Origin of the sequence: Chryseobacterium limigenitum (genome assembly GCF_900114875.1) — a bacterium.
Taxonomy (GTDB): Bacteria; Bacteroidota; Bacteroidia; order Flavobacteriales; family Weeksellaceae; genus Chryseobacterium; species Chryseobacterium limigenitum.
This window is the reverse complement of record NZ_FPKW01000010.1, coordinates 65,172-78,359: the sequence shown is the minus strand read 5'-3', so window position 1 is coordinate 78,359 and position 13,188 is coordinate 65,172. Positions and strand designations below refer to the sequence as shown.

The following is a 13,188-nucleotide window of genomic DNA, read 5'->3' as shown; positions in this document are numbered from 1 at the left end:
ATATCTGAACTTTTGAGAACCTGACAAAACCTGACCTTGAAAACCATATAAAAGCCTAAGCAAAACCCAAATAACCCACTGGGTTTATTGGGTTATTGAATAGCAGGTGTTTTTCTTTTGCAAAATCTCAGAGAATGTTTGAACGTCAAAAATGACGAGCAAAAACATAAGATGCATACTTTCGGTCAAAAATGACCAAAAGTACCAAAACCTTAAAAATGACGTAAAATGTTTGCTACTCAAATTTGAGCATCAAAAACAAAGAGACGAACCGACAAAGAATATATTTTCTTATTTTTCAATAATAGGTGCAGATTCCACAAACAAAACACTGATTAAATATAAGTTTTTCAAATATGATTTAAAATTGCATTATTAAAAATCATCTGCAAGTTTTACACATAATAGAAGCAAAAGGAAGCATTGCTTCACGATTGCTTATGTTGTGATACTTTTACTCATTTTTGAGTAAAACAATATAAAATACTTTTGGACTTTTTTGTCAGAAACTCCTAAAAATGTTAGTGAAAGTTAGTATTGAAAGCCTGCCAAAACCTTACATTGAAAACCTAATTGATAGAATCTACAGACTCAGGAAAGGAAGCACAGGACTTATTTATAGAAAATTCAACTACCTTTGCACATATAAAACACATAATTTATTAATTTTAATAGAAAAATTCACAATATGAAATATAAATTTTTTCCTCTTATTTTTTTCTCCACATTTTTTAATGGACAAATAACACTTACTAAAGATACCAGTTTTGGTAATAATGGTATTTTTGAATTTACCAATTACAATACCAATGCACAATATAACTATGGATATTTTTTTCAAAACGCTGATGGGAGCTTTATTTTACATTGTTTAGGTGATGCTTCACCAACAATGGATAATTTTATGATTAAAATACAAAGTTATGGAGCTTTAGATTCATCATTTGGAACAAATGGTAAAATTCATTTAGATGATTTTGAGGCAGTTGATATTTTGCCACAAGATAATAATCATTTTTTAGTAAATTATTATTCTACTAATAAATATGTGAAAAAGTATAATTTAAACGGACAATTAGACACCTCTTTTGCTTCAACCGGAACTTCAACTGTAAATTCTTTATCTAATCCCATTGTTGTAAATAATGATGGTGGATTTTTCTCTGTTGGAGATGACGTTTTAGGAAGTGTTTCTACAAGTGGTTTATATAAATATTCATCTAATGGAAATTTAGATAATTCATACGGAGATAATGGGTACAAAGTTTTTAATTTTCCTTGGTCTGGTAACAGAATAATTTCATCTAATAACGCTCTGTATTTTTTAGGTTATGAAAATGAAACTACAGGTATTAATGCTAAATTAGCTAAATTTAATTATAGTGGTAATTTAGATTCATCTTTTGGTACAAATGGCAAAATAAATTTAAATGAAATTGCTAATTTAGTAGATAATGTTAATTATTTTAATGATGTTTCTGATTTTTATCTAAAACCTGATGGTTCACTTTATGTAGTAACATCAGTTGTAAGAACAAATGATCAGTTGGAAGAATATAGCAATTTTTTTGTATTTAATAGTAATGGAACTGTAAATACAAACTTCCATTCTAATGGATTTGTAAGCATACCAAGTACTAATACAGCATCTATTCAATCTAAATCAATAATAACTGCTGCAGATTACAATAGCAATTATTTTTTACTATTTGAAAATAAACTAATCTCTTATTCTCCACAAGGTGCAACACAAACAATAAATGGAAGTAATATATTTTCAGATGGATATAGTGCAAATTTTGCTTTCAAAAATATCAAAGTATATAATAATGCTTTATACTTATTAGTTTGTAATTATAATGAGAATAAAATACAGCTGATAAAATATAACATTAATACTACTAATTTAAATACAGATAATATTCCTAATAATAAAATTAATATTTCTGTTTATCCAAATCCTGTAAAAGATATATTAAATATTGAAACTGATAAGAGAGTGGAAGATGTGAAAGTTTACGATAGTAGTGGAAAACTTATAAATTCATTAAGTTTTGATAATAATAAATTAAATATTTCAACACTTTCAAAAGGTTTTTACCTTATAAAAATTAAAGTAGGTGATACATATATTACAAAAAAATTTGTAAAGGAATAATTAAGTTTGTAGGCTCCCCCATTTCAGTACGACTCAAAAGTAGTAATTTCTGTTAATATTTGGTTTGGTCTAATTCCAATTATGAGTGAATATTTTTAAAATATGGCTAAAAAAAACCAACACTATGTTCCTAAGTTTTATCTTAGATATTTCTCTTTTAACCAAAATCTAAAACAAATTGGTATTTACAACCTAAAGAATGATTTTTTCAAACAAGATGTACCACTTAAACACCAATGTTCTAAAAATTTCTTTTATGGAGAGGATGAAATAATAGAAAATTTTCTTTCTAAAATCGAGGAGCAATTTGATTCATGCCTGAAAGAAATTATCTCAAAGCAAGATTTGAATAAAGGTAATCAAGAGGAACTTCATATCTTATTAACACTTAACAAAACTTAATTTTGAAAACTTGAAAAAACTTGAAATTGAAAACCTTATAAAACCTTAAATTGGAATAACCCAAAAACCCACTGAATTAACCCAAATGATAAATCATAGAAAATTGATAAAGATTTGAATTATGAAAAATTGCTTTTTTTATTATATTAGCAACTTGAAAAGCACTCAATATTGATTTTCATAAACTGATTTTTTAGCCTCCTGTATTTTGCAGGAGGTTTGTTTTTAATTTTCGGAGTCTATAAAAAGCGTTTGCAGGTGTGTACGGTTAAAGATTTTGATACGATTATAAGCCTCAGCAAGATTTTTGGGATGTCAGAATAAAGAAAAGTTTAGATTTTTCGTCCAATATCGAAAAACAAAAGTATAAATGAATGAGCCGAGTTTTTAGAGTCCATTTAGACAAGATAAAATAACGAATTGTGGTTCACGAAGACACACAAAGCGGAACGCAAACCGACACACAGAAATTTTCAATTATAAAAACTTCGGGAGAGACTTTAAGTACATTTCAAAGTAATAGAGTTTTCTTACCCGTAAAAAAATAGCTCATAAATACTCCTGATCATACGACTAAATTAAAGACAATAATAGTCCAAAACGGTTATTCGAATTTTTATTGATAAAGGTTTCCCCTCTGTCATAACGCGTGAATTAAAAAAAAACAAAATTACTGGGTTACGTTTTCTTATCCTTATTAATAATATGCAAATCAACGGAATATTGTTAAGCCAAGAAACTATTAAGCACCCCCCCCCCGAACAGCTTAATATTATTGAGCGGATTTTGAAAACGGTATAATTGAAAATTAAAAAACAACAATTACAGAGTATGCACAATATTAAATTGTTTGAATTTTTTATTTTGAATTTTTTAAATTTGTAATGTGGATAAATTAACCAAAGAGCAAAGAAGGAAAAATATGCAAGCCAACAAATCGTCAGGAACAAAACCTGAACTTTTATTGGCGAAAATTTTATTTGCCGGAGGTTATCGTTATAGAAAAAATAACAAAGCCGTTTTTGGAAAACCCGATTTAACTTTCAAAAAAATAAAGCTTGCCATTTTCGTCGACGGAGAATTTTGGCATGGAAAAGATTGGGAACAAAGAAAGCACGATCATAAAACGAATAAGGAATTTTGGAGCAAAAAAATAGAAAGAAATATCCAAAGAGATAAAGAAGTCAATCAAGAATTATCAAAACAAGGTTGGTATATTCTACGATTTTGGAGTAAAGACATCGAGAAAAATTTATTATCTTGCGTATCGCAGATTAAAAGTACTATTAAGGATTTAAAAATGGATTTAAAAGAAAAAATTTCTTTGGAAAACTTTGGAGACAAACAGTTCAAAATAAAGTTGGTTGAACCGGATAACAATCATGAGGCAGTTTTAACCCACTACTTACACAACAATAAAAATGGAGTTTCTCAATTTTACAAAGACAATGCAATTGCATTTGCCAAAGAAATTTTAGAGCAAAAATATCCCGATGAAAATATTTCTTTAAAAGTTGTCGAAGAGGCTTTACGAAATGGAGTTTTTAATAATTCCCATATTGCTTTCCCCCCTGACAAAAATCCAAAATTTAAATTTATCGATCTGTTTGCCGGTATAGGAGGATTTCGCTTGGCATTGCAAAATTTAGGCGGGAAATGTGTTTTTACAAGCGAATGGGACAAATATGCAAAAAAAACGTATAAAGCTAATTTTGGAGAAACTCCTTTTGGAGACATTACAAAAGACTCTACGAAATCATATATTCCTGACGGATTTGATGTCCTTTGTGCGGGTTTTCCATGCCAAGCGTTTTCAATTGCCGGGAAACGAGGGGGATTTGAAGACACACGGGGAACATTATTTTTTGAAGTTGCCGAAATTATTAAAAAGAAACAACCGAAAGCCATATTCCTCGAAAATGTAAAAGGCTTGAGAAATCACGATAAAGGAAAAACATTGTCGACAATTTTAAACGTATTAAGAGAAGATTTGGGGTACTTTGTACCGGAACCTGAAATTATCAACGCAAAGAACTTTGGAGTTCCCCAAAACCGTGAAAGAATTTTTATCGTTGGTTTTCATCCGAATACGGGAATAACCGATTTTTCTTATCCTGAACCATCAGACGAAAAAATAACTTTTGCAGATGTCAAAGAAGAAAATGTTGTTCCGACAAAATATTATTTATCTACACAATATCTGCAAACTCTGGAAAACCATAAAGCAAGACACGAAAGCAAAGGAAACGGATTCGGATACAACATAGTTGCAGACGATGAGATAGCGAATGCCGTAGTTTGCGGGGGAATGGGAAGAGAGAGAAATTTGGTCTATGATGATCGAATTAGGGATTTTACTCCCACCACAAAAATAAAAGGAGAAGTCAACAGACAGGGGATACGCAAAATGACACCGAGAGAATGGGCAAGATTACAAGGTTTCCCCGAAAATTATATAATTCCTGTTGCCGATGCTTCTGCTTATAAACAATTTGGTAATTCTGTAGCTGTCCCTGCTATTCAAGCCACAGCAAAAGAAATTATCAAAAAAATTCTGGGCTAAATGATATTTCCAAAAAAAATAACGGATATTTTATTGAAAAACGGCACAGTAAGTGTTGAACGCAAATTGGATTTAACAAGTACAGATCTAGAGAACTATTTATTGAATCTCAAATATTCGGGAGAAAATTTAGAAAAAATTAAAGAGATTGAAAATGCAAAACTCCCCGCTTTCATAACTTCTTTTTATTATTTTGTTTTTTCAAAACTGAAAATTCCTTCCGAAAAACAATTTACGGAGCTATATTATGAAATAAACGATTTCAAATTTGAAGGCGACGATATTATATTTCAAAACAAAAAGTTTTCAAAAAAAGGAATCGAGGCAAGATTATTGAGAACATATCCTTCCCTGATAAGAGACTTGCACTTCTATTTACTTCTATCCGAAGATAAATCGTTTGATAACGTTTGCTATTCTTTGAAGACAGATTACATTAGCGGATTAGATTTAAAAATCAGTTTCAAAAACAAAGAATATTTTTTATCGCTTCATCTTGGAACAGAAAGAGGAAAAGAGTTCAAATTAAAGAAAAATGACAGACATAACTATTCGAATGTTCCGCAAATAATATTGGAAGAAAGTTTGTCAAATTTAAAAAAGCATGGTGACTTCGGTTTATTTGACAAAGGACATATAAAAAAACTAATATCGGAACTTGAACATGATAACAGGAAATAAAGGAGAGTGGAGTGAAATTTATGCTTTGTTCAAACTTTTGGGGGACAGAGAACTACATCCGGGTGACAACGAAATAAATAAAATTCAAAATATTGTTTATCCGATTTTGAAAATACTGCGCACGGAAATAAACGGGAACTTTGAATATTCGATAGAAGACAATATTGTTGTTATTTCAGGGAACGAAGTGATTTTTCGCATTCCGATAACCGAGTTTAAAATAAAAGCCCAATATCTCTTATCAGAAATCAAAACCAATCAGGGAACTTTTGCCTTACCTGAAATTGAAGACTTCATGAAAAGCATAAATTGTCTTTCTTTAAAAGCAAGTTCTTCAGCTAAAACAGATATTACCATTGTAATTCACGACCAGAGAACAGGACTTCAGCCTTCATTGGGTTTCAGCATTAAATCGCAATTAGGAAGCCCCTCAACCTTACTCAATGCAAGCGAGGCAACAAACTTTGTTTACAAAATAGTCGGTGATTCCTTTTCGGAAGCAGATGCAGAATATGTAAATTCTCTTTACGTAAAGAGAGGGACAAAATTAATGAGAGATATAAAGGGACGGACTAAAGCTATTTATGAACGTAACGGAAAATTAGAATTTGTGAAAACACAAAAGCAAATATTCAGCAATAATCTTATATTGATCGACAGTTTACTGCCTCAAATTTTAGCGTCTGTTTTATTGCAGTTTACCTCTTCAAACCAATCGAATACTGAAGATCTGGTAAAAAGAGCGGAAGAACAGAATCCTTTAAACTTCGACACAACAGATAAACATTTATTTTATAGCTACAAAATAAAACGTTTTTTGACCGATTCCGCATTGGGAATGATGGCATCTAAAGTTTGGACCGGGCAGTATGACGCTACAGGAGGCTATTTGATAGTAAAAACGACAGGTGATATTGTGTGTTATCATATTTACAATAAAAATGAGTTTGAAAATTATCTGCTTTCCAATACAAAATTTGAAACGGCTAGTAGCTCCAAACATCATTTTGGTGAAGTTTATGAGAAAAACGGTCAGCTTTATTTTAATTTAAACTTACAAATACGATTTAAATCGTAAAATATTAATGCATTTGTAGATTTCATTTTCTAAACTATGAAGATTTTTGAAATGTCATAAGAGAAAAAATTAGATTTTTCGTCCAATATCGAAAAGTAAAAGTTTAAATGATTGAGCCGTGTTTTTAGAGTCCATATACGCGTAGAAAAATAACGGATTGTGGTTCAACAGACCCGCAAACTGAACCACAAAACATACTCAGGTAAAAAGCTAAAAAATTTCTGTAGATATTCGGAAATGTTCGGTAAAACTCAAAATAGCCGAATTTTCTTACCTATAAAAAACAGTACCTAAACGGTATGAGTTTTCATGATGAGGTTGAAAACAGTCTTGATTTCTTCACAGGGGCGTTATTTTTGATATTCAAACCAAAAAAGCTCACGAACCCTCATGAATAAAAAGAAAACGGTTAAAATCATATTTAAAATAATTGCTAAAAAACTACCATTTATTACTATTTTTCTACCATTAAAACGGGATTAACTGCCATTATTGCAACATTAACTACAATTAAAACAACATTAACCCATATTACTGTAGACATTAATGACGATAATGTCTTTAAAAAAGGATTTAAAAATATTTTTTAATTTTGAAATGTTTTATATTTTAACTAACTTAATATTATCATTTTTTTCTATTATCGCAGTTCGTCTCGTTCTGCGATAATTTATTTAAAAATCCATAAAATACCCTAAACTCAATACCTCAACCGAATTTATCCCTATCTAACACGCGCATAGGAATAACAAATTAGAAACGTTTTTGCTGAGTATTCCACTATCTCAATACGCGTAAGAAACAGAATAAATATTTATCGTTTCAAACATTCATGTCTCGCTCATTTCAGTGTTTTATCCATTTCCCAATGACTTTCACTCTAATAAATGCTTTCACTGAGTTTTTAGAGCCTGTATGCGTGTGAGAAGTCGCAACAATAATAACGCCGTTTTGTTTTTACTGCTTTCCTCACAGGTAGTTGAAAAAATATTTATATCTTCGCAATTAAGATTTTAACGAAAAAATATAAAAGCATTTGCTTTTTCTTGTAAGAGGAAACTGGTAATTTCAAAAGAAACAAGAATAGTGATGCTCACCTCCTGCGTGGGCTTTTCTCTATTTGTTTCTTGGGTATACCAGTACCTCTCTTACAATAGAATGAGTTCCACGCTCTTTTATTTTTAAATTTCCAACCAAATCAAATAAAAATGCATCTATATATAATACGACATGGTTTGTCGCCTTGCAGGTACATCTTTGCTACAGAAATAAATTAAAAAGTAAATTACAGATTAATAGAAACTTATAATAAAAAATGGGGATAACCCCATATTGTGAACCAAAATATATTAATAAATTCACGAAGCAAAAAAAAACATGCTTATGAAAAAAAACTATTCGGGCGCACTCCTCATGTGTGCATTATTCAATTTATCTGCCCAGGAAGTCCTCTGGGAGAAGAACATAAAATCCAATACGCAGGATTTTCTTTCTCAGGTGACTACAACCATTGACGGGCAGTACCTCATCTCAGGTAGTTCTATCCATCCTTCGACAAGCTCAGGAACCACTGCTTCGACAGGCTCAGCGACCGGAACACAAAACATGGGTTATGATTATCATTTGGTCAAATTGAATCAACAAGGTGAGAAAATATGGGAAAAATATTTCTCTGCACAGAATCATGATTTTTTATCTGCAACAGTAGCCACAGAGGAAGGAAATTTCATTCTGGCAGGAACCACTTACAGCGGAAAATCTTTAGATAAAAAGGACGATTCTAAGGGAGGTTCAGACATATGGCTCATCAAAGTTAATTCTTTTGGAGACGAAATCTGGCAGAAAACAATTGGAACCAATGCAGACGAGGAAGCAAGATCTGTCATTCAGACAACCGATCTGGGATTCCTTGTTGCAGGGAGCGTACAAAACTCTGCCAAGGGTTACGGCACTAAAGATGCCTTAATTGTAAAACTGGATAAAGACGGCAAGGAATTATCTCAGGTTATTTTAGGAGGAAGATCTATTGATGAGGTTGAAAAAATGATACCAACGAAAGACGGTGGCGCCTTGCTAGGGATATACTCTCGTAGCGGTTCTGGAGGTTCAAAAAAGACTGAAAATTTTGGAGAGGGAGATTACTATATCATAAAATTGGATAGAAATTGCAGGGTTGAATGGGAGAAAAACTACGGCGGAACAGGTGACGATCATTTGCGAACACTGGCGTTAACCTCATCGGGCTACGTTATAGGTGGTGAGTCAAGAAGTAAAATTTCCGGAAATAAAACCGTTGGTATTGAAGCAGGTACAGACCTTTGGTTTGTTGCTTTAGACGAAAAAGGTAACGAGGAATGGCAAAAATCCTACAATTTTGGAAATCGCGACGTTTTAATGGGAATGAGTGTTTTACATTCTGCCGATGATAAAACCTCTACAGGAATTTTGATTGGGGGATATACTCAAGCTGAGGGAAGAATTCAGACCGATGATGAAAAATTTTGGATATTGTATGTTGACGAAAACGGACATGAGAAATGGCGCAAATACGTGCAAGGTCAATCACATAAGAAAGAAGAAAGACTTTCAGACATCAAGTTAAACAGGGATGGGAGTATCATTTTAGCAGGAACCAGTGCCGAAACGCTTGGCTCTGAAAATTGGAAGATCATAAAACTAGGCGATAAGCAAATCGACCAATTAATAGTAAAACAGGACATCAAGATTTATCCGAATCCAGTATCAGATTATGCGTATGTAGAAATAGGGTTTACAGGTTTAAGGGAGGGAGCGTTTGAAGCTGAAATTTTAGTTTACGACATGAGTGGACGACAATTGCAAAGCTTGAAAACCAGGAACAAGGTAACCAAGATCAATACCCAATCACTCATTCAGGGAGCTTATTTGGTGACTGTAAAAACTGATACGAATAAAACGGCAAGCGCTAAACTCATAAAAAAATAAATACAAATGAAGAAAACAATTATTTCACTGGCAACACTACTTGTCAGTATGGGAAATCTGTATGCCCAACAACAGCCCTCAAACGGTAATACGAATATAGCCAATATTATACCTCCTTCTCCCACTGCCTATGCTTTGGGGAATTATGGAAATGTTCCTGTAGGACTTTTTACAGGATCTTCCAATATTTCTGTTCCTTTATTGACTTATAAAACTGAAAATATTAAACTGCCTATCGGTATGTTCTATACTTCTAATGGTATCAAGATAGATGAGGTATCCGGTAATACAGGACTAGGCTGGAATTTAAATTTTGGAGGCGTAATTTCAAGGACAGTAAGGGACAAACCCGATGATACTTCTCAAAAACTTCAAATCCCAGCTAACGCATTTTCAACTAATAATACTCCGGCTTTTAAAGATTTTATTTATAATGTTGGTAATCTAAGTGCCGGAATAGATTCAGAAGCGGATATATATTCTTTTAATTTCAACGGTATATCAGGAAAGTTTTTTTATGACAGGAATAATCAAATCCATTTAGTTGAGCAACAGGCATTAAAGATTGAAAAATCTACTGACGGATTTATTATTACTACACCTGACGGAGAAAAATATCATTTTACGGAGACAGAAATTACCGATTCAAAAACATTGGGCATCGGGCACCAACTGCCTAATATTGGAATAACGGCTTGGTATCTGACTAAGATTGTGCACCCTAAAGGAGATGAGGTCTATTTTACTTATGAGAATATGTACTTAGATTATACCGCCTCACAATCACAGAGTTATACTATAAGTATGGCTTATAGTACCTGTGTGGGTTCCACAGTTTTGGGGAGTGGTGCAATGGGGGTGGTTGCCGAAAATTTGATGAATATACATGGGAAAAAGATAAAAACCATAAGCAGTAATAATCCTGTAAACGGTAGTATCAACTTTACCTATTTAGCCAATAATCCCAGCAGTACCATTGATTATGGGGCAGAAAATACAATCCAAGGTATCGTAATGACCGATAAAAATGGAAATTCCATTGAAAGTGCAACGTTTAATTATTCTGCTACTGCCAGTAAACGAAACTTTTTAACAGGAATTACATTCAAAGATCCTCAAAAATCCTATGCATTTGAATATGAAACCCCGTCAGAGTTTCCTGAAAGATTATCCTACAAGAGGGATTATTGGGGGTATTATAACGGGAAAACAAATTCTACATTGGTTCCGCTTGTTAAGGACTACAGCCTTAACACGTATAACTATGCGGGAGCCAATCAGAATCCGGATCCGAATTTCTCAAAGATCGGACTACTAAAAAAGATTACCTACCCTACCAAGGGCTATACGGAGCTGGAATATGAGGGGAATACCTATTGGGGTACAAAGACGATCAATCCGGAATATACCACCATGAATATGACCGCTGCCAATAATTCGGTAGCCGGAATTGTAACACAGCAGTACACCATTACCTCGCCTGTTAATCAAAGTATTGAAATATCAGGAACAAGTCTTTTTAACGGCAACTGCACAGAACAACAGCAAACCCATAATCCGGTAGGCAGAATTGATTTGGTAGGTGGAGGAACCTTTACCAGTATCTCCAATGGAATACCCTACAGTTATGGATCTTCATATCAATTTATCCCTAACCAAAATAGTGTTATTTCCTTTAGCATAGCAGCCGGGACAACAGCTACCCTGAAGTTATCGGCTTCAAGATGTACTTTTGTTGACCTGTATGCAAAATACTATCCAACAGCCCCACAGGTTTTTGATACGAACCTTGATACAGGAGGGGTAAGGATCAAATCTACCAAGGATTATGATAATGTTTCAGCAGTTCCCAATTATAAAAGATATTACTACGGGGCAATGGATGACATTAACCACTCTTCAGGAGATAAGGGAGTCGAACCCTATTTTATTAACACCTTTCATTCATCCGAGGTTTGCGAAGGAAGTGGTATGATCTGTGTTTTACTTAGCAGAAACTTCATAACACTGGCTTCCAATAGTCTTCTTCCCCTATTTGATACCGATAAAAGTACCTCTACCTTTTACAGATACGTTACTACCAGTTATGGTGGTGATAACTTTGAAGGAGGAGGAGAAACCAAGGAGTTTATTATCAACAGGGATTCCGGAGGGGCACATCTTTGGGGAAGTAATACGATTTTAACGACTCCATATACTAATTATGGCTGGAATAACGGGCTGGAACTCTCATCGCAAATATTGCGCAAAAATTCAAACGGAAGTTTGGGAATTATTCAAAGTAAGGAAAACAACTATGTGAAAAATGATGCCAATATCTTTGAATTCAAAAACTTTACACACAGAAAAAATGATCTTTTCTACTGCCCGTCTACAACGCCCTATAATTGCACCCAATATGATATAGGCAATCCCGATCATGCCTGTTACGGTAAAACAGTAGGTTTTGTCATTAATACTCCCTTTATAGACAATGTTGATGTCGATGAGTACAAAACAATTTCCTACTGGCAGTATCTACAATCGCAAATAACAACGGATTATTTGAACGGTACCCCTGTGGTGAGCGAAACAGAATATTTTTATAATAATCCGGCTCATTATCAATTGACAAAAAAGAAATCCACTACGACAGAAATAACGCCTGTGGTTAATGAGACAACATATGCCTATGCCCACGAAAAAGGCAACCAGCTCATGATCGATAAAAATATGGTGGGTATTCCCTTGGAAACAACAGAAACGCAAACCGTTGGTAGCATTACTAAAACAGTAGGAAGAGACGAAACGATGTACCCAACTTCACTGCCAACAGCCCAAGCCGGAGGATTGGTATTACCATTATCTGAAAAATCCTATGATAATTTAAACAATACCTCATCAACAGACGTAGCCTACGACAGATACGATGAGAGGGGAAATATTGTTCAGTACACGACCAAAGATGGCATTCCTGTAACCATTATCTGGGGATATGATAAAACAGAGCCGATCGCAAAAGTTGAAGGAATGACCTACGATCAGATTACCGCTTTATCTACAACTTCATCCATAATCACGGCTTCCAATAACGATGCTTCAGACCCAAGCACTGAAAGTTTATTACTTAGTGCCTTAAATAGTTTCAGAAATGAACCGGCACTTGTAGGAAAGGAAATAACAACCTACACCTACGATCCATTAATCGGTGTAACGAGTATAACCTCATCATTAGGAGTCAGGGAAACATTTGCGTATGATTCGCTTGGAAGACTTAAGGAGGGAAATACCAGAGGAAAAAATACTACCGGAACCTATCTCCCGAAAACGGCTAAAAAGACTCACTATAAGTACAAACAATAA

Annotated in this window: 7 protein-coding genes; all 7 read left to right on the top strand. The window is 33.5% G+C overall.

The annotated features are described in order from the left end of the window. Nucleotides 1–688 precede the first annotated feature (688 nt). Nucleotides 689–2,158, top strand: a complete 1,470-nt coding sequence (locus tag BT156_RS13285) for a T9SS type A sorting domain-containing protein (protein ID WP_072410684.1) — start codon at nucleotides 689–691, stop codon at nucleotides 2,156–2,158. A gap of 102 nt (nucleotides 2,159–2,260) precedes the next feature. Next, nucleotides 2,261–2,560: a DUF4238 domain-containing protein gene (locus BT156_RS13280; RefSeq protein ID WP_072410682.1), complete on the top strand. Its 300-nt coding sequence runs from the start codon at nucleotides 2,261–2,263 to the stop codon at nucleotides 2,558–2,560. A gap of 886 nt (nucleotides 2,561–3,446) precedes the next feature. Then, complete coding sequence (gene vsr / locus BT156_RS13270) at nucleotides 3,447–5,123, top strand: DNA mismatch endonuclease Vsr (RefSeq protein ID WP_083582349.1); 1,677 nt, start codon at nucleotides 3,447–3,449, stop codon at nucleotides 5,121–5,123. After that, complete coding sequence (locus tag BT156_RS13265; protein WP_072410680.1) at nucleotides 5,124–5,804, top strand: hypothetical protein; 681 nt, start codon at nucleotides 5,124–5,126, stop codon at nucleotides 5,802–5,804. Then, a complete protein-coding gene (locus BT156_RS13260; protein WP_072410763.1) occupies nucleotides 5,788–6,882 on the top strand; it encodes an HpaII family restriction endonuclease in 1,095 nt (364 codons plus the stop codon). Before BT156_RS13265 ends, BT156_RS13260 begins: the two co-directional genes overlap by 17 nt. Nucleotides 6,883–8,265: 1,383 nt before the next feature. Further along, the gene (locus BT156_RS13255) at nucleotides 8,266–9,846 is read left to right on the top strand and encodes a T9SS type A sorting domain-containing protein (protein WP_072410678.1); all 1,581 of its coding nucleotides are present in this window, start codon (nucleotides 8,266–8,268) and stop codon (nucleotides 9,844–9,846) included. Nucleotides 9,847–9,852: 6 nt separating this feature from the next. Continuing rightward, entirely contained in the window at nucleotides 9,853–13,188 is a 3,336-nt protein-coding gene (locus BT156_RS13250) for an RHS repeat domain-containing protein (RefSeq protein WP_139255479.1), read from the top strand.

What these genes read in the sequence shown, in the direction of transcription:
- BT156_RS13285 (WP_072410684.1), top strand. Translation starts at nt 689, where the DNA reads ATGAAATATAAATTTTTTCCTCTTATTTTTTTCTCCACATTTTTTAAT.
- BT156_RS13280 (WP_072410682.1), top strand. Translation starts at nt 2,261, where the DNA reads ATGGCTAAAAAAAACCAACACTATGTTCCTAAGTTTTATCTTAGATAT.
- BT156_RS13265 (WP_072410680.1), top strand. Translation starts at nt 5,124, where the DNA reads ATGATATTTCCAAAAAAAATAACGGATATTTTATTGAAAAACGGCACA.
- BT156_RS13260 (WP_072410763.1), top strand. Translation starts at nt 5,788, where the DNA reads ATGATAACAGGAAATAAAGGAGAGTGGAGTGAAATTTATGCTTTGTTC.
- BT156_RS13255 (WP_072410678.1), top strand. Translation starts at nt 8,266, where the DNA reads ATGAAAAAAAACTATTCGGGCGCACTCCTCATGTGTGCATTATTCAAT.
- BT156_RS13250 (WP_139255479.1), top strand. Translation starts at nt 9,853, where the DNA reads ATGAAGAAAACAATTATTTCACTGGCAACACTACTTGTCAGTATGGGA.